26 protein-coding genes and 1 pseudogene are annotated in these 25,836 nt (G+C 37.3%); 6 read left to right on the plus strand and 21 right to left on the minus strand.

Translation table 11 applies throughout. The annotated features are described in order from the left end of the window. The 5 genes and pseudogenes from AC1DTM_RS07240 to AC1DTM_RS07260 form a co-directional block, all read right to left on the minus strand. Nucleotides 1-128, minus strand: a pseudogene (locus AC1DTM_RS07240) (ATPase); the annotation flags it as partial. After that, nucleotides 125-346: a hypothetical protein gene (locus AC1DTM_RS07245; RefSeq protein WP_002159891.1), complete on the minus strand. Its 222-nt coding sequence runs from the start codon at nucleotides 344-346 to the stop codon at nucleotides 125-127. The pseudogene AC1DTM_RS07240 and the gene AC1DTM_RS07245, both read right to left, overlap by 4 nt. Nucleotides 347-363: 17 nt before the next feature. After that, the gene (locus AC1DTM_RS07250) at nucleotides 364-753 is read right to left on the minus strand and encodes a hypothetical protein (RefSeq protein ID WP_477000123.1); all 390 of its coding nucleotides are present in this window, start codon (nucleotides 751-753) and stop codon (nucleotides 364-366) included. Between the two features lie 11 nt (nucleotides 754-764). Beyond that, on the minus strand, nucleotides 765-962 hold the full coding sequence (locus AC1DTM_RS07255) for a helix-turn-helix transcriptional regulator (RefSeq protein WP_477000124.1): 198 nt from the start codon (nucleotides 960-962) through the stop codon (nucleotides 765-767). 290 nt (nucleotides 963-1,252) lie between these two features. After that, the gene (locus tag AC1DTM_RS07260) at nucleotides 1,253-2,275 is read right to left on the minus strand and encodes a YeiH family protein (RefSeq protein WP_131229965.1); all 1,023 of its coding nucleotides are present in this window, start codon (nucleotides 2,273-2,275) and stop codon (nucleotides 1,253-1,255) included. 152 nt (nucleotides 2,276-2,427) lie between these two features. Between AC1DTM_RS07260 and AC1DTM_RS07265 the strand changes: the two genes are divergently transcribed. The 4 genes from AC1DTM_RS07265 to abc-f all read left to right on the plus strand — a co-directional run bounded on the left by AC1DTM_RS07265 (nucleotide 2,428) and on the right by abc-f (nucleotide 6,190). Further along, entirely contained in the window at nucleotides 2,428-3,321 is an 894-nt protein-coding gene (locus AC1DTM_RS07265) for a LysR family transcriptional regulator (RefSeq protein WP_477000125.1), read from the plus strand. Between the two features lie 51 nt (nucleotides 3,322-3,372). After that, on the plus strand, nucleotides 3,373-3,741 hold the full coding sequence (locus tag AC1DTM_RS07270) for a MerR family transcriptional regulator (RefSeq protein ID WP_256415997.1): 369 nt from the start codon (nucleotides 3,373-3,375) through the stop codon (nucleotides 3,739-3,741). Nucleotides 3,742-3,745: 4 nt separating this feature from the next. After that, nucleotides 3,746-4,291, plus strand: coding sequence for a flavodoxin family protein (locus tag AC1DTM_RS07275; RefSeq protein ID WP_199714935.1), 546 nt, complete (start codon nucleotides 3,746-3,748; stop codon nucleotides 4,289-4,291). Nucleotides 4,292-4,555: 264 nt separating this feature from the next. Next, nucleotides 4,556-6,190 carry a ribosomal protection-like ABC-F family protein gene (abc-f, locus tag AC1DTM_RS07280; RefSeq protein ID WP_477000126.1) on the plus strand — a complete coding sequence of 545 codons (1,635 nt, stop codon included), beginning with the start codon at nucleotides 4,556-4,558 and terminating at the stop codon, nucleotides 6,188-6,190. Between the two features lie 227 nt (nucleotides 6,191-6,417). Here the strand turns inward: abc-f and AC1DTM_RS07285 are convergent, their stop codons facing one another. From AC1DTM_RS07285 to AC1DTM_RS07295, 3 genes are all read right to left on the minus strand, one after another. Beyond that, the gene (locus AC1DTM_RS07285; RefSeq protein WP_002159883.1) at nucleotides 6,418-6,729 is read right to left on the minus strand and encodes a YbjQ family protein; all 312 of its coding nucleotides are present in this window, start codon (nucleotides 6,727-6,729) and stop codon (nucleotides 6,418-6,420) included. A gap of 65 nt (nucleotides 6,730-6,794) precedes the next feature. Next, nucleotides 6,795-8,510: an ABC transporter ATP-binding protein gene (locus AC1DTM_RS07290; protein ID WP_016106619.1), complete on the minus strand. Its 1,716-nt coding sequence runs from the start codon at nucleotides 8,508-8,510 to the stop codon at nucleotides 6,795-6,797. Nucleotides 8,511-8,880: 370 nt separating this feature from the next. Further along, nucleotides 8,881-9,636 (minus strand): arylamine N-acetyltransferase family protein, encoded by a 756-nt coding sequence (locus AC1DTM_RS07295; RefSeq protein ID WP_016106620.1) that lies wholly within the window; start codon nucleotides 9,634-9,636, stop codon nucleotides 8,881-8,883. 137 nt (nucleotides 9,637-9,773) lie between these two features. On the opposite strand from AC1DTM_RS07295, the gene AC1DTM_RS07300 reads away from it, so the two are divergent. Next, nucleotides 9,774-10,655, plus strand: coding sequence for a LysR family transcriptional regulator (locus tag AC1DTM_RS07300; RefSeq protein WP_016106621.1), 882 nt, complete (start codon nucleotides 9,774-9,776; stop codon nucleotides 10,653-10,655). A gap of 71 nt (nucleotides 10,656-10,726) precedes the next feature. On the opposite strand, the gene AC1DTM_RS07305 is transcribed toward AC1DTM_RS07300, so the two are convergent. From AC1DTM_RS07305 to AC1DTM_RS07340, 8 genes are all read right to left on the minus strand, one after another. Further along, the gene (locus AC1DTM_RS07305) at nucleotides 10,727-11,911 is read right to left on the minus strand and encodes a PDZ domain-containing protein (protein ID WP_033714908.1); all 1,185 of its coding nucleotides are present in this window, start codon (nucleotides 11,909-11,911) and stop codon (nucleotides 10,727-10,729) included. A 110-nt stretch (nucleotides 11,912-12,021) separates the two neighbouring features. After that, the gene (locus tag AC1DTM_RS07310; RefSeq protein WP_087947307.1) at nucleotides 12,022-13,458 is read right to left on the minus strand and encodes a S41 family peptidase; all 1,437 of its coding nucleotides are present in this window, start codon (nucleotides 13,456-13,458) and stop codon (nucleotides 12,022-12,024) included. Nucleotides 13,459-13,576: 118 nt separating this feature from the next. Beyond that, a complete protein-coding gene (gene ftsX, locus AC1DTM_RS07315; protein ID WP_002159879.1) occupies nucleotides 13,577-14,470 on the minus strand; it encodes a permease-like cell division protein FtsX in 894 nt (297 codons plus the stop codon). Beyond that, nucleotides 14,460-15,146, minus strand: a complete 687-nt coding sequence (ftsE, locus tag AC1DTM_RS07320) for a cell division ATP-binding protein FtsE (protein WP_078173386.1) — start codon at nucleotides 15,144-15,146, stop codon at nucleotides 14,460-14,462. Before ftsE ends, ftsX begins: the two co-directional genes overlap by 11 nt. 323 nt (nucleotides 15,147-15,469) lie before the next feature. Continuing rightward, complete coding sequence (cccB, locus tag AC1DTM_RS07325; protein WP_002144867.1) at nucleotides 15,470-15,793, minus strand: cytochrome c551; 324 nt, start codon at nucleotides 15,791-15,793, stop codon at nucleotides 15,470-15,472. A gap of 457 nt (nucleotides 15,794-16,250) precedes the next feature. Then, nucleotides 16,251-17,349, minus strand: a protein-coding gene (gene prfB, locus AC1DTM_RS07330; RefSeq protein WP_098988193.1) for a peptide chain release factor 2 whose coding sequence is annotated in 2 segments (ribosomal slippage) — nucleotides 16,251-17,276 and nucleotides 17,278-17,349 — 1,098 coding nt in all. Because the reading frame shifts where the segments join, the coding sequence is not laid out codon by codon here. Nucleotides 17,350-17,492: 143 nt separating this feature from the next. Then, on the minus strand, nucleotides 17,493-20,000 hold the full coding sequence (gene secA / locus AC1DTM_RS07335; RefSeq protein WP_002159876.1) for a preprotein translocase subunit SecA: 2,508 nt from the start codon (nucleotides 19,998-20,000) through the stop codon (nucleotides 17,493-17,495). Between the two features lie 254 nt (nucleotides 20,001-20,254). Then, nucleotides 20,255-21,193, minus strand: a complete 939-nt coding sequence (locus tag AC1DTM_RS07340; protein WP_016106623.1) for a helix-turn-helix transcriptional regulator — start codon at nucleotides 21,191-21,193, stop codon at nucleotides 20,255-20,257. Between the two features lie 82 nt (nucleotides 21,194-21,275). Here AC1DTM_RS07340 and AC1DTM_RS07345 point away from each other — a divergent pair, with 82 nt between their 5' ends. Continuing rightward, complete coding sequence (locus AC1DTM_RS07345; RefSeq protein ID WP_199714936.1) at nucleotides 21,276-21,719, plus strand: VOC family protein; 444 nt, start codon at nucleotides 21,276-21,278, stop codon at nucleotides 21,717-21,719. Nucleotides 21,720-21,805: 86 nt separating this feature from the next. On the opposite strand, the gene hpf is transcribed toward AC1DTM_RS07345, so the two are convergent. The 5 genes from hpf to AC1DTM_RS07370 form a co-directional block, all read right to left on the minus strand. Then, nucleotides 21,806-22,348, minus strand: a complete 543-nt coding sequence (gene hpf, locus AC1DTM_RS07350; RefSeq protein WP_002159874.1) for a ribosome hibernation-promoting factor, HPF/YfiA family — start codon at nucleotides 22,346-22,348, stop codon at nucleotides 21,806-21,808. A 321-nt stretch (nucleotides 22,349-22,669) separates the two neighbouring features. Next, entirely contained in the window at nucleotides 22,670-22,867 is a 198-nt protein-coding gene (gene cspC, locus AC1DTM_RS07355) for a cold shock protein CspC (protein WP_033710669.1), read from the minus strand. A gap of 126 nt (nucleotides 22,868-22,993) precedes the next feature. Continuing rightward, nucleotides 22,994-23,698 (minus strand): phosphoribosyltransferase family protein, encoded by a 705-nt coding sequence (locus tag AC1DTM_RS07360; protein ID WP_477000127.1) that lies wholly within the window; start codon nucleotides 23,696-23,698, stop codon nucleotides 22,994-22,996. Then, nucleotides 23,698-25,047, minus strand: coding sequence for an ATP-dependent helicase ComFA (gene comFA / locus AC1DTM_RS07365; protein ID WP_477000128.1), 1,350 nt, complete (start codon nucleotides 25,045-25,047; stop codon nucleotides 23,698-23,700). Before comFA ends, AC1DTM_RS07360 begins: the two co-directional genes overlap by 1 nt. Before the next feature lie 130 nt (nucleotides 25,048-25,177). Continuing rightward, on the minus strand, nucleotides 25,178-25,836 hold a 659-nt coding region (locus tag AC1DTM_RS07370), incomplete at its 5' end, for a C40 family peptidase (RefSeq protein WP_477000129.1).

Here is a 25,836-nt window from a genome sequence, read left to right on the forward strand (position 1 = left end):
CTAATAAGGGCTACATTTGAAATCAATATCGCCCCCCATGAAATATTTAAAATGACTAAACTTGTATTTAAAATAAGCCCCGCTAAAGATAAGCTTCCTATAAACCTCATAACTTCTTGCTTATTCATGTATTATCAGCCTCTTTCTTATTTCTAAACTTCCACTTCGGCCAATAATTCACAACGAAATAAACAAACTGCCCTAGTACAAATAAAACGAATGGCATACCAGCATTTCCATAAACAATTAAATTGTACAAACTCCATATTGCTAAACTTATCACGAAAAATAACCCTAAATATTTAAACGCTTTATCCGATTGAAATCTCTCAAACTCATCTTGCATTTTCATTCCTCCTATCGCTATGCTCGTTTTCCCGCCATAACTCCTACGATGAGACTACCAGCAAATAAGAAACTACATACAATGAATATTTCTGGCGTAGGTATAGCATCTCTGCCTATGATTTTGYTAGCGCCAATGTAAACAATGAGAAGGACAAATGCGAATATAAGCGAGACATTTACATGCCTTTTTATATTTTCATTTACTCGCTCATCTATATCTGGAAATCCCTCTTTTTTGTACTTACGTTTTTTATAATACGTATACACTGTTAAAAATAGAATTGCTAAAATGTTACTAACTATTAGCGATAACATCGGTATGGATGGATCCATAATACGAACTAAAACGTCCCCTCCACATAATCCTAAGACAGTAGCGATATACAACTTTTTAGTATCGTTCATTTTCTCTCCCCTTACTCCAGCGTAAATATTTCCTCTACCTTCATTCCAAAATATTTGGCGATTTTTAGGGATAACTCTAGACTCGGGTTATAGTGGTAGTTCTCAATCGCCACGATTGTCTGCCGCGTCACTTGCACCGCCTTTGCCATTTCAATTTGCGTTATGTGATTTTGCTTTCGTAATTCTTTAATTTTATTTTTCACACCCATAGGCTCCACCTTCGAAAGTAAAGATATCTTTACAAATTTTAGAAAAACATTTCACTGAACACCTTCTCTAACACAGTAAGACAGGAATTAAATTTATATCAGCGATTTTTTAAATATATCAGCGCAACTTAAATTATATCGGCGATTTTCCAAATATATCAGCGCAACTCCATTTATATCGGCGATTTTTTAAATATATTGACTTACCGACAAATATCGACACCCGTAGCACTATAGGCATAAGAAAGAAGCTGTCCCAAAATATCTTTTGGGACAGCTTCTTCGTCTTACTACATAAATCCTAACGCATATACAAGAACGTACCCAAGTACCGAAAGGCAAACCGAGCCAATTAGCCCTGCCACAAATGCCCTACTTCCTAATTTGCGGAACGTTTTAAACTCTACATTTAAACCTAGCCCTGCCATCGCCATTGCAATAAGCATGTACGCAATTACTACAATATATCCGGCAACAACTTCTGGGATAATCCCAAGCGAATGCACCGCACTCATTGCTAAAAATCCGAAGATGAACCAAGGAATCGGAAGGTCGCGCCACGATCTTTTTTCTTCGCTTCCCTCGCTCTTGCCAAACCATAATCCAATTAAAATCGCTACTGGCACAAGCATCGCTACGCGCGTTAATTTCACAATAACCGCGATGTCTACAGCCGTGCTACCTCCTGGCGCCGCAGCAGCGATAACATGAGCGATTTCGTGCAATGTCGCACCTGCGAACACGCCGTAACCATAGGGTGAGAAGCCAAGCACTGGGTATAATAGCGTATAAATAAGTGTAAATATTGTACCTAAAATTGCAATAATCGCTGCCCCAACCGCTGTTTCTTCATCTTTCGCTTTCACTTGCGGTGCAATCGCGACGACCGCTGCTGCACCACAAATCGCCGTTCCGCACGCCGTTAAAATTCCAAGTTTCTTTTCTACTTTAAATACTTTCGTTAGTCCATATACAACGAAAATTGTAAATGTAATAACAACCGCTGCGATGACCAATACTTTCGGACCCGCCTTCGCAATATCTACAAGATTTAACCGCATTCCAAGTAAAATGATCCCAAAGCGTAGCAACTTCTTACTCGCAAAGTTCGTTCCCGCTATCGCTTCTTGAGGAATCCCGATTGCCGCACGCCAAACCATCCCGATTAGAATAGCGATTACTAATTGTCCCATAATATTTAAAAATGGAAGCTCTGCTAAATATTTCGCGGCGATTGCGATTAATAACGTAATCCCAATACCTTGCGAAAATCCAAAGCCCTTCTTCTTTTGTATAACAAGTGTTTGTTCCACTTTGTACCACCCCAATAATCGTATTGGAACATGCATGTTCTTTCTAGTTACATTATAAGAGAGTTTTTATAATAAGTTTAATATCAATATTCAATCTCTATCATCAGAAATACTTATGATAAAATAAAAGCAAAAATAAAGGGGCCTAACAAATGAACGTCGACATTTTAAAAATCTTTGTGACTGTCGTTGAACAAAAACATTTCTCTCGTGCAGCAGAACTTTTAAACCTTTCACAACCCGGTGTAAGCATGCACATTCGCAACCTGGAAAATGAATTTGGAACTACACTCATTCAGCGCTCCCCAAAGCACGTCCAAGTTACAGAAGCAGGAAACATATTATACATACATGCAAAGCAAATGCTCTCTCTTTATGAAGATGCTAAGCAGGAAATTAACGAACTACATAACGTTGTAACAGGAACACTTCGCATCGGTGCTAGTTTTACAATTGGTGAATACTTACTTCCAAAAATACTCGCTAACTATGCGAATGAAAATCCACACGTCGAAGTTCATACATTTATATCAAATACAGAAGAAGTTTTGCAAAGCCTCCGCTCTAATCAAATTGATATCGGCTTAGTGGAAGGCCAAGTCGTATACGCTGACGTAGATGTTGAAACGTTTATGCAAGATGAAATGAAGCTCGTCGTCCCTCCAAATCATCCATTGCTTCACATCAAGGATATAAACGAAGCTACTCTCCAAGACCAAGTATGGGTATTAAGAGAAAGTGGCTCTGGGACACGTGCCTATAGCGATCGTTTTATTCATCAACATCATTTAAAAATGAAACGATTCTTTACATTTAGTAGCATTCAAAGTGTAAAGGAAGCCGTCGCTGCCGGGCTTGGCATCGCTATCCTTTCAGACTGGACTGTTCGAAAGGAACTGTTGGCAAAAGAAATATTCCACGTCGAAGTTCCAAATGAAAAGCTAATCCGTCCATTCTCCATCGTGCGCGGCAAATATTTTATCCCTTCTAAGGCTATTCAGGTCTTTTTAAATCATGTAGATTCTTTTGCGAAAAAACAGAGTTGACCTTTACATTAGTGTGAAGGTTTACAATATCTTTAAAAGGAGTGAAACACATTGCGAATTGGGGAGTTATCTAAAAAAACAGGGGTCAGCGAGCGCTCACTGAGACATTATGAAGAAAAGGGAATACTCCCTTCGAAACGCCTTGAAAATGGCTATCGCAAATTTGATGAAAGTGCTATCAAAAAAGTAGAACTTATTCAAATGTACTTACAGCTTGGTTTAAACTTAGAAGAGACGGCGAGGATGCTGCGCTGCCTTGAAATCGAGCCACATTTATACGAAAACCCATGCAGTAGTATTCTTACACTTTACGAAGATAAACTATGTGAAGTTACGAAACAAATCGAATTGCTCTCTAGTATTCAAGCCAACTTGCAAAAACACGTTTCACTCCTAAAACAAGCAAAAGAAAAGGGATGATTACATGTTCGTCATACACGGCAGTTCAAGACAAAACGGGAACACTGAAACTCTAACACATATGATGATTGATAGAATTAAAACAGAACAAATTTACTTGCGTGATTATACAGTCCACCCCATTACAGACCAGCGCCATGATACGGAAGGATTTCAACCTGTAAATGACGATTACCAAACTTTAATAGAGCAAATGCTAGAACACGATACAATCATTTTTGCGACACCCCTCTATTGGTACGGTATGAGTGGTCATATGAAAAACTTCGTCGATCGCTGGTCACAAAGTTTACGCGATACATCTCTTCATTTTAAAGAGAAAATGAAAGGGAAAAAGATGTACGTTGTCATCGTTGGTGGGGATAATCCGAAACTGAAAGCATTGCCGCTTATTGCTCAGTTCCAATATATCTTTGATTTTGTTGGTTCATCATTTGAAGGGTATGTTATTGGGGATGCGAATGGATTAGATGAAATCAAAAATGATGCTGAAGCACTCGCAAAGGCACAACTGTATAATAGCGAATTCAAAAATCACAAACAGAAATAAGTTTGACAAACTCTTTTGTATGCGCATACAATAAAAATAATATTATGAAAGGAAGGTACTTTGACCAATGAAGTTCTAATTCTCTTATTTATTTCATCCATCACAAATAGTGAACAAAAATGATGAAAACTAGCAGAGGATTAGTCTGTCCATTTGTCGATACTTTCTTTCGAGACGGTTATGTAAAAAATCGTTTATTTATGTACGATTTTTACATTCAAGGGCGACGTTTATCCTCTCTAGTGAAACTAGGGAGGTTTTTTTATGACTATTTTATTCGCGCGTAATATTGAAAAGAGCTTTGGTGATCGCACCCTATTTACGTTACCATCACTGGAAATTCAAACAAACGATCGCATAGGAATTGTTGGAGTCAACGGAGCTGGAAAATCTACGTTATTACAAATATTAAGTAAAGAAATAGAGGCTGACCAAGGTATAGTAACTCACCATAGTTCTATCGCTATCATTCCTCAGCTTAGCGAGGAACTGCCGGAAACCGCTTCTTCTCTTACAAAAGGAAAATGGAATATTTCAAACGTTGCAGATTCAATGAGCGGCGGCGAACGAATGCGCCTAAAGATTGCTCATGCTCTCGAACAAGATGCAGGCATTCTATTTGCTGATGAGCCAACAAGTCACTTAGATATGTTCGGTACAGAGCAATTAGAAAAGGCACTTTTATCTTATAACGGTGCACTTGTTTTAATATCGCATGATCGTGATTTTCTAGATACCATATGTACCAAAATCATCGAAATTGAAGACGGTACTATTCAAGAATATAAAGGGAATTATTCAAACTATCGAAAACAAAAAGAACGTGAGCGAATACAAAAGCAAGCGGAATATGAGCAATATGTACAAGAAAAAAATCGTTTAGAGCAATCAATTTTACAAAGAAAGCAACGTGCTTCTAGCATGACAAAAGTCCCAACGCGGTTCAGTTCATCTGAATCTAAACTTTATAAGTTAAGTGGGGCACATGGCCAAGAAAATGTTAGCAAAGCAGCGAAAGTATTAGAGACACGTCTCGAAAAATTAGAAAAGAAAGAAAAGCCAAAGGATCTTTCTCAAGCTCATTTTGACGTGCAATACCATACACCCATTCATAGTAAAGTGGTGGTACAGCTTAATAAAGCAACAAAGAAAATAGGTGACCGCACACTATTTAAAAATATGAATGGAACTATTGCCCCTGGTGCAAAGCTTGCTATTTTAGGCGCAAACGGAAGTGGAAAAACAACTTTGTTCAATATGCTTCTCACAAACGAGCGCGGCATTCAGCTTTCGAAAAGCTGTAAAATTGGATACTTTGAACAAACACTATCAATTTTAAAAACAGATAAAACCATTTTAGAAAATGTTCTAGAAGAAACAAACTATACGGAGTCGTTCGTACGAACAATACTTGCAAGGCTCCTATTCCGCCGTGAAGATGTTCATAAACCTGTGCACGTCTTAAGTGGCGGTGAACGAATGAAGGTTGCACTTGCAAAAGTATTTTTAGGAAACTATAATATGCTTCTGCTCGATGAACCGACAAACTATTTAGACTTAGCAACGCAAGAAGAATTAGAAAGCATGTTACAAGAGTATCCTGGCACCATACTTTTCATTAGCCATGACCGCGCCTTTATTCGTTCTGTTGCAGACCATATTCTAAAAGTAGATGAGAGAGAGCCTAGAATATTCCACGACAATTACGAGCAATACACAAAAAGAACAACTCAAGCTTCTGTAAATATTACTGAACAAGAATTATTACGGTTACAAACAAAATTAACAGAAATCATCAGCCGGATTTCTATACCAAATCCTCAAGATGACATCACATTTCTCGAACAAGAATACGAAAAATTATTAGTTCAAATTCAAAAATGTAAAGAAGCGCTCTAATGTCTTCCCTATATATCGACGGGATCTTCCGCATTTCCCAAGAAATATCGAGGCTTCGACATAGAATATCAACTTAAACACGATAACAGCATCAATAACAACAAAAAAGCCGTGCATCAGCACGGATTTTCCCTTTATCCCGCTATTTGTGGGCAGTAAACGCCCGATTGGTGAAGGCTAATAATCAGTGAGGGATGAACAAAACCCCCACTAATTAAAGTTTCACTTTATATACGGACAGCAGTCCCACTTACCGCAACCATTAGCATCCCTTCGCGAACTACTTCGTAGTCCACATCGATACCGACAATGGCATTCGCATTTTTTTGTCTTGCGAGAGTTTTCATCTCTTCCATTGCAATGTCGCGTGCTTCTTTCAATTTACTTTCGTAAGCGCCTGCACGGCCACCGACCACGTCGCGGACAGAAGCGAAAAGGTCACGCACGATATTCGCCCCCATAATTGCTTCGCCATTGACGATATCAATATAGTCAGTAATCTCTTTTCCTTGAATTGTAGAAGTTGTTGTTACAATCATGCTTTATAGCCTCCCATATAAGATTTCCACTTACTTATGGTGCACTAATTCAGCAGAAATTATATTTACGAACTAAACTGTGCTTCGTATAACCTACTATACCCTCCGCCACGCTCAATTAATTCAGCATGTGAACCTTGTTCTGCAATACCATCTTTATTTACAACGACGATGCGATCCGCATTTTTAATAGTTGCTAGCCTGTGAGCGATAACTAACGTTGTACGACCGACAGATAGTTCAGCAAGTGATTTTTGGATAGCAAGTTCCGTCTCTGTGTCTAGCGCAGAAGTTGCTTCATCTAAAATTAAAATTGGTGGGTTTTTCAAGAACATACGGGCAATTGCTAAGCGCTGCTTTTGTCCTCCTGAAAGTTTCACACCACGCTCACCAATAACTGTATCTAAACCGTCTGGTTGCGAGTAAATTAAGTCCTCCAACTGGGCACGTTTTACCGCCTGCCAAATTTCAGATTCTGAAGCTTTTAAGTTTCCGTAAGCGATATTTTCACGAATTGTTCCTGAGAATAAGAAAACATCTTGTTGCACAATTCCGATTTGCTTACGAAGTGACGATAACGTCATCTCTTTCGTGTCAATGCCATCAATTTGAATCGATCCAGATGAGTGTTCATAAAAACGCGGTAATAAACTACATAGTGTTGTTTTCCCTGCCCCTGATGGTCCAACGAAAGCAACTGTTTCACCTGCATGTATTTTCAAACTAATATCGTTTAAAATCGGCTCTTTATTTTCATATCCGAACGTGATGTTACTGTATTGAATATCGCCGTGTACATGTTTAACTTCTATTGCATCTTTAGAATCTACAATATCTGGCTCTGTTTCCAGAAGTTCTACATATCTTTTAAAACCAGCGATTCCTTTCGGATAACTTTCAATAACCGCATTAATTTTTTCAATTGGGCGGAAGAAAATGTTCGTTAACAAAACGAATCCAATAAATCCACCGTACGTTAATTCACCTTGCAGTACGAACCATGTACCACATATTAATACAAAGAGTGTTACAAGACGCATCAGCATATAACTAATAGATGAATTTAACGCCATAATTTTATACGCCATTAATTTTGTTGTACGGAAACGAGCATTATTTACAGCAAATTGCTCTTTCTCAAACTTTTCATTTCCGAATGCTTGTACAACGCGGATACCACCAACATTGTTCTCAATACATGCATTGAAATCAGCAACGTCTGAGAATAAACGTCTAAACGTACCTGTCATTTTTTTGTTGAAGTAAAGTGCCAACCATAATAAGAACGGGATTACGAAGAATGTTAGAAGTGCTAACTTCCAGTTAATCATCATCATAAATGAAAATGCTCCGACTAAAGTCATAATGGCAATGAATAAATCTTCTGGTCCGTGGTGAGCAATTTCCCCAATTTCCATTAAATCGTTTGTAAGACGTGAAATTAAATGACCTGTTTTATTATTATCAAAAAATCTGAATGATAGCTTTTGAATGTGATCAAATAATTTCTGTCTCATATCTGTTTCAATGTTAATACCAAGCATATGCCCCCAATATGTAACGACATATTGCAAACCTGCATTTAACACATAAACTGCGAATAAACCGAAACAAGCCCATAAAATAAGCGTCCAGTTTTGTCCTGGTAATAACTTATCAATAAATTGATTTACGATAAGCGGGAAACCAAGTTCGAGTAAGCCTGCGATAACTGCACAGGAAAAATCAAGTATGAATAAACCTTTATACGGTTTATAGTAAGAAAAAAATTTACGTAACATATCTTTCCTCCCTTTTCCAAATTAAAAGACTCTCTAAATGATAACCATTATCAAATAATTATTCAAGTTATCCGTCTATGAAACTAAAAAAGTGAGCAAATCTAAAAAAGCCTAATCCCTCATTTATATCAATGAGAAATTAGGCTTCATTTATATATATTACTTATCGTATTCAAATAAATGTGCCCACTTATAACGTGCGGTCCTTCTATTTTTTCACAAATACATCTTTTAAACAATTCGAAACTTGTAATACCTTCGATACACCCTTTGCTTTTCTAAGTTCTTATCCGTTTATTTCCCACTGTGCAATAAACAGTTTAACTTGTAGATCTAAAGTTATATATTAACCCTCCCTAAAGTTTCCCCACTACATTTGGATTTGAAAATAGCGACGAACAGTTTCTTCAATCTCATGTTTTTCTAGTTTTTCTTTTGTTTTTTCTTTTCCATCAACCATAATTAGCGTGTCTCCTAACAAAGTGATACGCCCATTTTCTGTCACTCTTGAAAGGAAATACATCTTGTTGAACATTGATTCTGGAGCTGTTTCAGTTAAGACACAGATTGGATGAATGTTCTCCAAGTTCCATTTATGGGAAGGCTGCTCAAATCGATATAGAATCTCCCATTCATCATCAGTCTTTTTTTGCAAATAATAAAACGATGTTGTTTCATCTTTATTTACTCGGTAAAGGCCATCACTATCTACAACTTCCTCTCCATTCAGCGGAACAGGAATTCGTGGCGAATTACCGCCCATACCTACATCCACCAAGTATTCTTTATTATCAATTGGTACGATTATGAATAAGTGAGCATTTTCAAGAGCCCAAATTCCTTCTCTTACATATACAGTTCCTGCCATAAGATACGGGTCAAAACCTAATTCTTTTAGCAGAAAATAAAATATTCCGTTTAACTCGTAGCACACGCCACCCTGTTTCGCATGAACAATTTTTTGATACAAATCTTCTTCACGCAAAGATAGCGGTTTTCTTGCCAGAATATCAAGATTCTCAAAATGAACGTTGAGTACATGTTGTTTTTGAAGATGAGATAAGTAAGAGAAACTTACCTCTCTTTTTTCAGATTGAATATGTTCTAAATATTTTTGAATATCCAAAAATCATCCACCTCATTTAACTTTTTATAATGTTTCTTTTCACACTCATATTATAAAATTGATTGTTGATAAACAAAAATATAAAATAACTATCATATTAATAACTTTGAGTATATAAGAGAAGGTGGACACATTTTATGGAATTACTGCAGCTCAAGTATTTTAAGACAGTCGCTCGTACGGAACATATAACAAAAGCGGCACAGGAACTTCATATCTCCCAACCAGCTTTAAGTGTTACTATCGCTCGATTAGAAGAAGAGTTAGGAATTCCCTTATTCGATCGAATCGGAAGGCAAATTCGCCTAAACACTTTCGGAAAAGCTTTTCTCAAGCAAGTAGATACAGCCCTTGAGGCACTAGAAGTAGGCAAACGACAAGTTACAGACATGGCTGGATTAGAACGTGGAAGTGTTTTAATAGCTACTACGACCTTAAATCGAGTATCTGAATTACTAGCACCTTTTCTAGACTTATATCCACACATTAACTTCCGCATAACGCAAGCATCCACAGAAGAATTGAAAGTTCAACTTCTTGAAAAAGGCGAAATCGACTTTTGTCTTACTCCTTCACCTATTGATCGACTAGGAATCTATAGTCTTCCATTAATGACCGAAGAGATTGTACTAGCTGTGCCGAGTACACATCGTCTCAAAAATCGCCACCGTATCAAGCTAAGTGAAGTAGCAGATGATCCGTTCATCTCCCTAAAACCAGGATACAGCTTCCGTGAAATTACAGACAAGTTCTGCAGGCGGGCTGGGTTTACGCCCAATGTCGTATGTGAAGGGGATGAACCTGCAGCCATCAGCGGCTTAGTACGCACCGGTCTTGGTATTGCCTTTTTACCAATTGCAGCAAAAAAGGAATTACCCCCACTGACGCTTCTCCATATTGAAGAGCCCGTTTGCCAATGGACGCCTCATTTAGTGTGGAATGAAAAACACTACTTATCACTTGCTGCACAAACGTTTCGCGAGTTTGTTGCACAACATTATGCTCAAGTAAAACCGTAAATTGTAACAAAAAAGAAGAGGCTGTATAACTACAATGTTATACAGCCTCTTCTTTCGTTTCATTTTAATGATTACATCGCTTCCGAATCCCACTCATGCTCTTGCTGGACAAACACAACACCTAATTCATGATGTCCCCCAGCATATAACGCCGTTTGAGCAAGACGAAGCTCACCATTTGTATCTACTACTTCTAATTTACAAAACGCCCCTGTCGTCTTCGTTTGAAGCGCGTCATAAAACTCTTCGGTACTTCTTGGAATGACTCCATTTACTTTCGTAATAACTTCTCCAGGCTTTAAATTCATCTCTGCCCCAATTGTATTAGGAATTGTATCTAACACAACAAGTCCATCATTACGTGCGGCAAAGTATGCTGGTCTTTTCTCGTCTGCAATTTTCTCTTGCATCGAGATTGTAAAGCGTCCAAGCATTGCGACTCCCATCGCGATAATTGCGAGTACGTGCCACCAGTAACTTGCGATACCCAAAACGAGTACGAGCCCCGCTAATCCATAGACACGTCTTCCTGTAAATAATAAAGCTTCCGTCGGCTCATAACTTCTAACTTTTCTCATAAATCCAATTAGAAATGGTACGAGGAATAAAGAGTATGTAGTCGAACCTATTGAAACGACAGGCCACCAAGAAATAAATCCTGTCACCGCATCTCCTGGTATAAGAATAAATACTGGTACAAGCCATAGACGATTTGATTCATGTAGTCCAATTCGTAGCCCACGCTTACCTTTGTTAATTTTTGGCGTAGAATAGCGAACCGCATTTTTAGAGATTAATAACCCCTCTACAACGAGCATAACGCCTAGTAAAATAGCAAGGGATACAATCGTACCCTCTTCACCTTCTCCAAGCTGTAAGAAGGAAACTGGCATCTTAGACGATAACAACACGAGTGCAATAGCGATTCCGAAAGTATAAGCTACAGATAAATATCGATACATAGCAGTTAATCCAAATAATAACGTCCAAAGTAAAATTGCCCATAAACTCGCTTTTGAAACAACTAGCCCGAGTCCAATCGTAATAATAGATACGATTAATCCGTATCCAATACCTGCAAATAGAGTTGTTCGTAGTTCAAACCAAATATCATATACTTTAAAAGAAAAATCTTTTCGTTCTCGTAATATACGTAAGTATCCAACGAAGATACTACTAATTAAAAATACATAGACAGCAGGGTGTAAGAAAAAACGTCCAACTGCTCGTAGTATTTCAAAAAGCCATGCCTCCACGAATTCATTCACCACCATTTATATCATTTTTTCTTTTTATCTTATCATAACTAAAGAAATGTTTGTTTAACACATAAAAAATACAGGCATCAAAGTGCCTGTATTCTTTCTTATTTCGCTATTAATTTCAATGCTGTCTGTAATTGTAAATCATTTTCTCCAGAACGGATTTTTTCAATAATTTTAGTTTGAAGCGCTTCAGCTGTCTTTTTATCGAGTTGTCCTGTTGCTTCCATCTCATTCGCATTTTGGAATGCTTTTAGTGCTGATTCTGTCTCTTTGCTAAAGTACCCATCTTCACGTCCTGGTACATAGCCTAAGCTCTTAAGCATTTCTTGCGCATGTTTTACTTGTACATCATTTGAATTGTATGAAAGTGTCTTTTCAATTTGAATTGGTGTCGCATGATAATAATCAGGTTGCTTCACTTCTACAGTTGGCGCGATTCCTTTTTTATGAATCCAATTGCCATCTGGTGTTAACCATTTAAACATTGTTAATTTAATATTGCTACCATCTTTAAATGGAACAGCTTGTTGGACAGTACCTTTACCAAACGTTTTTTCACCAATTAAATCGTATCCTTCTCCCTCTTTCAGCGCACCCGCTAAAATCTCTGAAGCAGAAGCACTTCCATTATCAATTAATACTGAAATTGGATATGGCTTTCTTTCTTTCAGTTCCGTAGAGAATTTCTTCTTCTCACCATTTCGCTGTTCTACTTGTAGCATTGGCTTTTTATCTGTCATGATGTCTCCTAGTATGTCTTCTACACTATTTAAATAGCCACCAGGATTGCCACGTACGTCAATAACTAAGCCTGTTATATGTTTCTTCTCTAACTCTTTTAACTGATCCTTAAATTCTTTCGCAGTATTTTCAGCAAAAGAAGTAATTTGCATATAACCGATGTCTTTTCCGCTCTCTTGCTTTACGGAACTAAATACAGTGAAAATCGGAATCTTTTCTCGCTTAATTTTAAATTCTATCGGATCAGCCACTCCTGCGCGCTTAATTTCAATTGCAACAGTCGTTCCTTTTTTACCACGAATTTTTAATACTGCTTCTTCACGTGATAAATCTTTCACACTATTTCCATCTACAGATAAAATTTGGTCATTCGGTTTAATTCCTATCTTTTCTGCTGGTGAACCTTTAATTGGCGATACGATAATAAGCTTACCGTCCGTCTTGTTTACTTCAGCTCCAATCCCTTCAAGTTCAGGATCTAGTGACTGACTAAACTGTTTTGCCGTTTCTTTATCCATATACGTGGAATAAGGGTCCTTCAGCGTAGACAACATTCCCTGTATCGCACCTTCGACTAATTTGTCGTCTTTCACGTCTTCCACATAACGTGAATCAATTAGTGCATACGCCTCATTAATCTTTGCCAAATTCCCTTGCGCTGTGCCAGCATTACCATTCGATACTGTTTGCGTTACATATGCTGGGTTTATCCCAAGCCAGTACATACCACCAAACATCCCGCCAGCACCAATTAAAAATGCAACAACCATTCCAATAATTGCAACTCTACGTTTCAATGCGGAATTCCCCTTTCCAGAACACACAGGTGGTGTAGCAAAAGGCATCACACGATGTGTGATGCCTTTACCTATTTCTACTATATGATAAGCTTGTACGAATTATGTTTGCAACTTTTTATACTTTTAAGAAGCGACGAATTGACATTACACTTCCCCACATACCGATTAATGCACCGATTAACACTAATAAACCAGCTAATTGGAATACGAATGGGTTGTATGGTAGAAGCTCGAAAATTGTTCCGCCAAGTTTTTCATTAAACACACCTTGCAATGAATTATATATAACTAAAATTAGGCCAATTGGAATAATTGATCCTAATACTCCTAGGAATAATCCCTCTAACAAGAACGGCCAACGAATAAACCAGTTTGTTGCACCAACAAGTTTCATAATTTCAATCTCAGTACTACGAGCATAAATTGTAATTTTAATTGTGTTAGAGATTAAGAACATCGCTGTGAATAGAAGACCAGCAATTAACGCAATCCCGATGTTACGACCAGTTTTTACAGTATCAAATAATTTTTCAACTTGACCTTTACCGTATTGAACATTACTTACAAACTGCATTTTCTCAATCTTTTTTGCAATCGCCGCTGTATCTGTTGGTTCTTTCGCCTTTATAACAAATACATCTTTCAGTGGGTTATCTTGCTCAAATAACTCGAACGTTTTCCCGCTATCGCCTAAGCTTTTAATTAAACGTTTCAACTCTTCTTCTTTAGAAGAATATTTAATAGAATCTACTTTCGCAATTTTACTCATATCTTCTTCTAATTTCTTTTGATCAGCTTCTTTTGCTGCTGGATCAATATGCACACGAATTTCTACATCTTGCTCTACTTTCGTCGCAAAATGGTTCATATTCATAATAGCTGCCAAAAAGACACCTACAAGTAATAACGTAACTGTTACTGCACTTACAGAAGCAAATGTCATCCATCCGTTACGGGATAGATTTTTCACACCTTCTCGCAAATGTCGACTAAGGGTTTTAGCCTTCATATCCGTATCCTCCCTCAATCTCGTCTCGAACAATTTTTCCGCCTTCAATTGCAATTACACGATGACGAATTGTATTTACGATATCTGCGTTATGTGTCGCCATAACAATCGTTGTACCACGCTCATTAATACGTTTAAAAATACTCATAATATCAAGCGCTGTTTCAATATCTAAGTTACCTGTTGGCTCATCAGCAATTACAACCTTTGGTCTATTTACAATCGCTCTTGCAATCGCCACACGTTGTTGCTCTCCGCCTGAAAGTTCGCCTGGAAGTGCATCTGCACGATCATCTAGACCTACAAGACCTAACACTTCTGTAACACGTTCACGAATCGCATCTCGTTCTTCTTCAATTACTTCTAAAGCAAACGCAACATTCTCATATACCGTTAATTTAGGTAGCAATTTAAAATCTTGGAAAATTACGCCTAATTGACGACGGAAATATGGAACATCTCTTTCTGCTAATGTTTCAATTACAAGTCCATTTACATTAATTGATCCTGTAGATGGCTTCTCTTCACGATACATCATTTTAATAAATGTAGATTTTCCGGCTCCACTCGGTCCAACTACGTATACAAATTCACCTTGTTTAATGTTAACTGTGAGACCAGCAATGGCTTTCATACCATTTGGGTACTCCTTATAAACATTCGTCATTTTTATCATTATTTATCACCCAATACTTAATGATTTTTTTCGAAATACTTTTCTGTACATTTGAAAATAAAAGAAAAACCTTTATTTTCGCTCGACCATTCTTGTTGAAGGTAGCTTCCATACATGCTTTTTATTAGCAATGCTACTCTATGTAATATATTTCATCAAAATTCTACAAACCCCATTGTAACATCAATCGGTTTCCAGTTCGGATACAATTTTGTTACAGTTATGTTACATCCCAACAAAAGGTAAACGAGCTCATGTAATTACTTAACTCGAAGCACTTTTCGGTCAAGTTATACAATCAGCTCGTTTATTAGTTACGTTTCTTATTTATGCTCCGCTAACCATTCAGCTACTTTTTTTGCGTCTTCACCTTGAATAAGTCCAGGTGACATTGAGCCGCGACCTTTTTTAATAATTTCTTCGATATCTGCAGCGTCATACTTACTGCCTACTTTTCTTAAATCAGGTCCAGTTGCTCCTGCTAAATCTTTCGCGTGACAACCAGCACAACTTCTTTGGAAAATTTGTTCTGCACTATCTGTACTTGCAGACTGATTCGAAGACTTACTCTCTTCTTTATTTCCACATGCTCCTAAAGCAAAAACGACTGATGTCCCTAACGCAATAGCCAACAATTTCTTTTTCACTTCCATCGCTCCCCATTGTTGATATTCTTTTCATTCATAACTAGGCAATAGTTTTCATAACACATTCAATATTCATTATAAGCATTATCTTTATATAGAAAAACTAAGGTATATTTCATATTTTTCACAAATATAGTGAGAAGCCTAATAAAATAAGCTTTCATAAATTGTTTCAATTCTGTGAACACCTTAAAAAGTTCTATAAAGAGCCTTTTTCTCCAAACCAAAAATGAGAATCCCTATATAAAGCCCTACCCTATTATCGCTCTGTTTTACTATTCTCTACTTTTTACAAAACAATATACGGCATTGTATTCTACATGTAATCTCATCAAAAAGAGAAGTTGTCGCCTCCAACTTCTCTTCCTCTTTATTTCATCAATATAAATAAGATAAGCCTCTTTATATCCTCTTGGACCTCAACATGTGCCAACAATTCTGTTGGCTTTTTCTCTTATTAAATACGAGAACGTAAATACGCATCAATAAACGGATTAATTTCCCCATCCATAACTGCTTGTACGTTACCAACTTCTGTATTTGTACGATGGTCTTTCACAAGAGAATACGGATGGAATACGTAAGAACGGATTTGGCTGCCCCATCCAATTTCTTTTTGCTCTCCGCGAATCTCATCTAATTGTGCTTGTTGTTCTTCTAATTTCTTTTGATATAATTTCGCTTTCAGCATTTTCATCGCATGTTCACGGTTTTTAATTTGAGAACGCTCTGACTGACATGTCACAACCGTATTTGTTGGTAGATGCGTTATACGAACTGCTGAATCTGTCGTATTAACATGCTGTCCGCCTGCCCCACTTGCACGATACGTATCTATTTTCAAATCTTCTGTACGCACTTCAATTTCAACTTCATCATTGAATTCAGGTACAACTTCACAAGATACGAACGATGTATGACGACGACCTGAAGAATCGAACGGTGAAATACGTACAAGACGATGTACACCTTTCTCCGCTTTCAAGTAACCGTAAGCGTTATGACCTTTAATTAATAATGTAACACTCTTAATACCAGCTTCATCGCCCGGTAAGTAGTCAACCGTTTCTACTTTAAACCCACGTTTCTCAGCCCAGCGTGTGTACATACGTAATAACATAGAACCCCAGTCTTGTGACTCTGTTCCACCTGCACCTGGGTGTAATTCTAAAATAGCGTTATTTTTATCATAAGGATCGCTTAATAGTAACTGAAGCTCGTACTCATTCATTTCTTGAATTAAAGTTTTCACTTCGGATTCTAATTCCTCATGTAAATCTTCATCATACTCTTCTTTAAGTAGGTCATGCGTCATTTCTAAGTTTTCGAACGTCTCATCTAACTGACGGAACCTTCCAACCATATCTTTCAGCGCATTCGCTTCATTAATTACAGCTTGTGCGCCTTGTTGGTCATCCCAAAATCCAGCGCCCATCATCGTTTCTTCTAATTCTGCAATTTGTTTTTCCTTAGTAGGGAGGTCAAAGAGACCCCCTAAAAGCCGCTAATCTCTTAGCCATTTTCTCTAATTCTTGCCTAATTTCTACTAATTCCATTTCCTTCACCTCTATGTAATTGCTGTTACTTTCATATGAAAACAAGGGAAACTCTCTCCGCTTATTACGGAGAGAGTTTAAACCTTTTCATTATACATTTTTGATGTAAAAGTTTGCAAAGCAGACTGAACTACAGTTCCCTATTACTGCCCAATGCCACAACAGTTTTTATATTTCTTGCCACTACCGCATTTACATAAATCGTTGCGTCCCATTTGGTCACCTTTTACAACCGGTTTTTTCTTCGCGTCTTCACCATCGCTTGATGGATGAACAGCTTCACCTTGAACAACTTCTTGACGCTCTAAGTTTTGCTCAATTTCAGCTTTCATAATGTAACGAGAGATTTCCTCTTCAATAGAAGCGATCATCGACTCGAACATTGCGAATCCTTCCATTTGGTATTCACGAAGTGGATCAATTTGTCCGTAAGCACGTAAATGAATACCTTCACGAAGGTGATCCATTGCATCGATATGATCTGTCCATTTCGTATCTACAACACGGAATACAACAACCTTTTCGAATTCACGCGTCTGCTCTTCAGGTAGAAGCTTCTCTCTTTCATTATAACGCTCTAACAATTTCGCGATAATTGATTCGCTCATTTCTTCTGGAGCAAGGCGACGTAACTCTTCTTCTTTTACATCTCCTTCTTCAAGAAGGTTTGTATTTAAGTAATCGACAAGACCTTTAATGCTCCAATCTTCTTCGATTTCTTCTTGCGTATGAAGTGCAACAGCACGTTCTATCGTAGATTTCATCATACCTTCAATAATGCTGCGTAAGTTCTCTGAATCCATTACTTCTTGACGCTGTTTATAAATTACTTCACGTTGTTGACGGAGTACATCGTCGTATTGCAATAGCTGTTTACGTGCATCATAGTTATTTCCTTCTACACGTTTTTGTGCAGATTCTACCGCACGAGAAACCATTTTACTTTCGATTGGCTGTGAATCATCCATACCAAGGCGATCCATCATCGCTTTCATATTGTCAGAACCGAAGCGGCGCATCAGTTCATCTTCCATTGATAAGTAGAACTGTGTTACACCAGGGTCTCCTTGACGACCAGAACGACCACGTAACTGATTATCAATACGACGACTTTCGTGACGCTCTGTACCGATAACTGCTAGGCCAACATTTCTAATATCGTCGCCTAACTTAATATCCGTACCACGACCAGCCATATTCGTCGCAATTGTTACAGCGCCTTTCATACCAGCTTCTGCAATGATATCTGCTTCACGCGCATGGTTTTTTGCGTTTAAGATATTATGACGTACACCTTTACGTGTTAACATTTTTGAAATAAGCTCTGATGTTTCAATTGCAACTGTACCAACAAGAATAGGTTGCCCTTGCTTATGACGATTTACAATATCCTCAACAACTGCATTGAATTTACCTTCCATTGATTTGAAGATTAAATCAGCACGGTCATCACGAATAATATCTTTATTCGTTGGAATTACGATAACATTCATATTGTAAATACTACGGAATTCTTCTTCTTCCGTTTTCGCTGTACCAGTCATACCCGATAATTTTTCGTACATACGGAAGTAGTTCTGGAACGTAATTGTTGCAAGCGTCATACTTTCATTTTGAATTTCTACGCCTTCTTTTGCTTCAATAGCTTGGTGTAAACCTTCGCTATAACGACGACCTTTCATAAGACGACCAGTGAATTGGTCTACGATTACGATTTCGCCTTCTTGTACAACATAATCTGTATCAAGGTGCATAACAACATGTGCACGAAGCCCCTGATTAATATGGTGAAGAAGTGCTACATGTTTTAAATCAAATAAGTTTTCAATATGGAAAGCTTTCTCTGCTTTCGTAATACCATCTTCAGTTAACATTACATTTTTCGTTTTCACATCAAATGAATATTCTTTTTCATTTTCTAATGTACGAACGAATGCATTTGCAAACATGTATAGCTCTGTTGATTTTTGAGCTTGCCCAGAAATAATAAGCGGCGTACGTGCTTCATCGACTAAAATGGAATCGACTTCATCGATGATAGCAAAATTAAGTGGACGCTGAACGCACTGCTCTCTATATAACACCATGTTGTCACGTAAGTAATCGAATCCAAGCTCGTTATTTGTGCTATACGTAATATCAGCAGCATAAGCAGCTTTTTTCTCTTCACGTGACATACTATTTAAGTTAATCCCTACAGTTAGACCAAGGAACTCATGAAGTTGTCCCATTTCACTTGCATCACGTTGTGCTAAGTATTCATTGACTGTAACAACATGAACACCTTTTCCTGTTAATGCGTTTAAATATACCGGTAAAGTAGATGTTAACGTTTTACCTTCACCTGTTTTCATCTCAGAGATATTTCCTTCATGTAAGGCGATACCACCCATTAGCTGTACGCCATATGGACGCATTCCAAGAACACGATTTGCTGCTTCACGAACAACCGCAAAAGCTTCAGGAAGTAGATCATCTACTGTCTCACCTTTTGTTAGACGTTCTTTAAATTCAATCGTCTTTCCTTTTAATTGTTCATCAGTTAGCGGCTTAATAGATGATTCTAATGCATCAATTTGCTCCACTGTCTTCTGCATACGTTTAATTTGGCGTTGGTTGACATCAAATACCTTTTTTAAAATACCGATCATAGGAAATACGCTCCTCTTTTATTAAAATAAAACTTCCGATTGCTTTCTTTTTCTCTTTACAATCAGTCGTTATAAAAATCAAATTTATGTTATGCCAATTTTTCTCCTAATTAAAAAACCTAAAATGTATAAACCTAATGATAATTGTAACACTTGTCTTGTAACTATGACAACAATCGTCCAAGTGTCGAGCCTTAGATTCAGAAAAATTTTTCATTTAATTTGTTCCAACAAACTAATATTTCAAATTCATATTACAAATTTTGTATTAAATCTAAGTAGTATTCTTTCAAGTTCTCTTTTAAAGAAGATGGCTCAATTATTTTTATAGTTTTACCAAAACTAGATAGATACGAGATGATAAAGTTGATTTCAGCAGGCTCATAAGTTCCTATTAAGTATGTATCTTCGTGTTCTTCCCATAATTTCATCGAAGGATATTGTTGTTGCTTGAATATCTCTATCCCCCTCGCAGTAATTGAGCATTTAAATTGAATAGCTTGTTCAGTTGCCTTCCAAAGACTATGTGCGTTATGTATATTTATGTTTTCCAAATCCAGACTATCCTGAGCACCTACCATTTCTAATGACCTAATACGATCACAGCGAAACACTCGATAAGCCGATTTATCTAAATCGTAAGCCTGGCAATACCAATAACCTTTCATTGCATAAATCGAAATCGGCTGAATACGGCGCATTGTCGTTTGTTTCGGCGTTACATAGTTTATAGTTAAAGCCCTATTTTGAACAGCAGCTAACAAAATCTCTTCTAGATAACCACATTCATGTGCTTGTTCCAAATGAAAAAAGGACACTCTTTTTTGCAAGTTTTCAATTTGCTCACGCTGTTTTGACGAAACACTATCTAAAAATTTCTTATTGATGGAACGAAACGAGATTTGAAAGGGAATACTTACAAAACTACTTAGTGCTTGCATTGCAAAATAAAGTGCAAAAACTTCATGATTTGTAAATGAAATCGGTGGTAATGTCATCGTTTTTATTAAACGATACCCTCCATACCGACCATACTCTGCAAAAAGAGGTACACCCATTTCCTCTAATGATGCAATATCACGTAAAGCTGTCCTTTTTGAAATTTGAAATTCATCCATTAAATCTTTCAATGTGAATATTTGTTTTTGATTAATAAAACGTAGCATCTGATTTAAACGTTCAACTTTTTTCATAAATTCTCCCTATAGGTGTCGTATGTTGGCACCTTATATTTGTATAGTAATAAGTGTAAACATATATGAAGGAGGCAATACAATGAACTTTGAAGTAATCCCTTTTTTATCATTAAATGGGCAAGGTGCTAAAGCAATTGCATTTTACGAACAGTATTTAGACGCAAAAGTTTTATTTAAAAAGAATTATAAAGAAATGAAAGAAATAGATCCGAATTTCACGTATAAAGAAAGCCAAGAACATTATATTACCCATTCTGTTTTACAAATTGGCACTAATAAAATTATGATTGCAGAACAGGCAGTGGATTCCACACGCCCTTGGCAATTAAGTAATAGCTCATCTTTATGTATTCAATCTAAAGATTTCCAGGCCATTGAAGCACTCTATCATAATCTAATTCAACATGATGAGGTTTATATTTTAACACCTTTTGAAAAAAACTCCTTCAGCCCTGGTTATGCCATTGTGCGAGATCCTTTTGGAATAGTAATACAATTGACCGTTACAAGACATGACTTCTAAATCCCATTACGAAATACAAAAATAAAAATATATAAAAAAAATATATATATAAAAGCGCAGCCTCTTCTGGCTGCGCTTTCGAATTATTATTTAGTTTCGATTAAACCATATTTCCCGTCTTTACGGCCATATACAACATTAGTTTCATTTGTATCAGCATTTGTGAAGACGAAGAAACTATGTCCTAGCATATCCATTTGTAAGATCGCTTCTTCAACGTCCATCGGTTTTAAATCGAATCGTTTTGTACGTACAAGTTCTAATTCATCCTCTTCTACCGCATCCAGAACAGCTACTGCTTCTGGAAGGATAAAGTTAGTTTTCACAGAACCCTTTTCACGTAATTTACGGTTTACTTTTGTTTTATGTTTACGAATTTGTCGCTCAATTTTATCAACTACTAAATCAATCGCAGCGTACATATCGCTATTTGTTTCTTCTGCACGAAGTAATAAATCTGTAAATGGAATTGTCACCTCGATACGTTGCTTGTCAGAGTATACCTTTAAATTAACTTTAATCTCTGGGAATGTATCAAAATAACGCTCTAATTTACTTAGTTTTTTTTCTACATATTCCCCTAATGCTGGAGTTACTTCAATATTTTCACCACGAATGTTGAATTTCATAGATGAATTCCTCCTTTCAAGCCTATGTACTATAATTTCGACATTGGCTTAAAAACTCCTTCTAACTTTTTTAAAAAAATTAGTGGAATTGCGATTTTTTTATCGTTTTTTGTTGAAATGAAAAGATGCATCGTTTCTATCTTTATTTTATCCTATTAACATCGTGAATAACGAATGTAACTGTGGACAATTGGTTACAGAAAAGAAACAACTTTTTGACAACTTCTTCACAACAAAAAAGCCCTTGGTACGAGCAAGAGCTTTCACCATCTATATAATGCTGCTAAAAATACAGCTCTATCTTTTCCAAAAACTTAATTTTTACAGTTTCACAACATTAGCCGCTTGTGGTCCACGTGCTCCATCAACAATATCAAACTCCACTTGTTGACCTTCTTCTAACGACTTATACCCCTCTTGTTGAATAGCAGAAAAATGAACAAACACATCATCACCATCTTCACGCTCAATAAACCCAAATCCCTTTTCTGCATTGAACCACTTTACTCGTCCTTGCATGTTCATTCCATTCCCTTCACTCTTAAAATCAGGGCATCCGCCCCATATTTTGACTATAACGAATGACAAGACTGTAAGTCAAAGAAGATCTGTCGTCTTTTTATTATTCCTTTCGACATTCACATATTAACCTCTACAAAGCGTCAAACAAGAAACTTCTCTCGCTCCTCGATCATACAAAAGGCTTCCAATTTGCCTAACAGTAATTCCTGTCGTATACACATCATCCACGATTAAAACATGTTGCTCATGAAACATCTCTTCTCCCTGAAAATAAAAAGGATTAACCCCCGATATCCTTTCTTTACGTTTCTTCTTACTTTGTTTTTCTGTTTCTATTCTTCTTAATGATGTACAAAACATTTTGATAGGCAAACAAGAAGCTAGTAACTCCGCTTGATTAAAACCACGCTCGTATTCCCGCTCTTCACTAAGAGGGACCGGAATGGCAACTGAAACATTCGCAAAATTTTTTTGAAAAAGACTTCGAAAAGGCTGATGAAAAATATGCACTAATTCAGCATCTCCTCGAAATTTAAACTGTGCTAATATTTCTTTCATCCCTTCATCATACACATACAACGAACGATTTATGAGCGGCGGAAACCTCTGCTCGTTCGTCCACCTTATGCAGTCCATACAAATATCCCCGTTTTTATATTCAGCTGGTACAAGTTCTAAAGGCCGACCACACTCCTTGCAAATATCCCCTATAATATAGGAAAGTTTTTGTTCACATCTATCACATATATACTTTTTATGAAGCTTAACAAAGAAAGTGTACCAACTAATCGCATACGAAATATACTCATCACAAAGTAGACAATGCATCAATCTATCAATCCTTGTTCTTTAGCATTCTTATTCATACTTTGAATATGTTTTTTCGCACGCACCATCGCCTCTGTCTTTCCATAATGAAAATAGATGACATCTCCATGCGGTTCATCAGAGCTTCTGCCAGCACGCCCTGCAATTTGAACGAGAGCACTTTCTGAAAATATTTCTTCCTCAGCTCCTAAAACTGCCACTTGTAAATTTTTCACAGTTACTCCTCGTTCCAAAATTGTCGTTGTAACTAATAAAGGGATTTCTCCCTTTCTGAAAGCTGCTACCTTCTCTTTTCTCGCCGGATCTTCTGCATGCACACCGTCAATTTGATTGTTTAATGATTTTAATAACTGACTAATTTCTTCTACATATCGCACATGAGGAACAAATAGAAAAATGGGGTATCGTTTAGATAAGTACATATTTAACCATTGTAATAAAGCACGAGGGATTTTTTTACGCATAAGACCCTTTTTCCAATTTCCGCACCACCGAAATATCGGGACTGGCAATGGATGACGATGATAACGTCCTGAAATAATAACCCCTTTTTGCTTACCATTCCGCAATTTACGCTTCCACTTTTCATCTGGAGTTGCAGTTAAATAAATACGTGCTGCCTCCTCTTTCATCGCTTCGTTTACTGCATAATGCAACATCTTATCCGCATGATACGGAAAAGCATCTATCTCATCTACAATCATGACATGGAACGCCCTATAATAACGTAACAATTGATGTGTAGTTGCAACGATTAACGCCGTATCTTTTTCTCGGTCTAAACTCCCTCCGTATAAAGCAGCTACATTTATATTTGGAAACACTTCTTGTAATCTTGGTGCTAATTCAAGTACAACGTCCGTTCTCGGCGTTGCAATACAAACTCTCTCTCCCTTTTGTAGTGCCTCTGCAATTCCGCGAAACAACATTTCTGTTTTTCCAGCCCCGCACACCGCCCAAATAAAAAATGATTCTTTCTGCTTAACAGCGTCAACGACACTTTGCGCAGCTAACTCCTGACCAGCAGACAAAACGCCTTCCCACTGTAACGGATTCAAATAATTTTCTCCGCTTATTTCAGCAATCCCGCGAACAAGTACAGCACATTCACTTACCCTGCCCATCGTTATGCACTTCCGGCAATACGTGCATACTTTACTGCACCTTTTGCATAGAAACGATGCAAATAGTCCCTGCTCTATATTTCCGCAGCGCTGGCACATATATTTTGAAGATTTCTTAATTACCCCTTGTACACAAACGACGTCTCGATTCTCTTTCAAATGATCCAATTTATCCTGTAACTCTGAAGAAAGTTCTTCTAGCAATAACTGTCTACCAGCTAACATCATCAATAGCCACCTCCAGCACTACTATAAATCCTTCTCTTTATCTCGTAAAAACTCAAAAAAGCCGATAACCTACTTATAAAATAGTAAGCTATCGACTTTATACACGTTTTTTATTCAATTATAAATCCTATAATCGACCGTAACCTAAGAAATGTTTTTGGTTGTAGCTACTGCTTAAGCTAGAGTAAGCAATCCCTTTATCACCAGCATGAATCATTTGGTCGTTACCAACGTAAATACCGATGTGAGATGGACCTGCTTTATAAGTACCTTGGAAGAATACTAAATCTCCAGGTTGTGGGCTACTTACTTTAGAAACTGAGTTCCAGTAACCTGCAACGTCTTGACGACCTACACCAAATACGTATGAAATGAATCCACTACAGTCAAAACCACCGTTTGATGGAGATGCACTTCCCCAAACATATGGCATACCTAAATATTGTTGTGCTTTACCAATTACGCCACCCGCATTTGAAGCTGGTGCTGGTGCTGGCTTTTCTTTTTTAGGTKCTTCTTTTTTAGGCTCTTCTTTTTGAGCTTGTCCAGCATTGTTCGCCGGAGCAGCTTGCTGTGCAGGCGCTTGCGCTGGTGCTGGCGCAGCTTGTTGAGCTTGTGCTTCTTTAGCAGCTTGTTCTGCTTGTTTTTGAGCAGCAGCTTCTTGTGCAGCTTTTTCTTGCGCTTCTTTTTCAGCGATTTGTTGTAATTTTAATGCCTGTTGTTCAAGCTCTTTCAATTGACCTTCCGTACTTGTCATTGTAGTTACAACTGTATCCATTTTACCAC

The organism is Bacillus sp. P4_D3 (assembly GCF_056401855.1).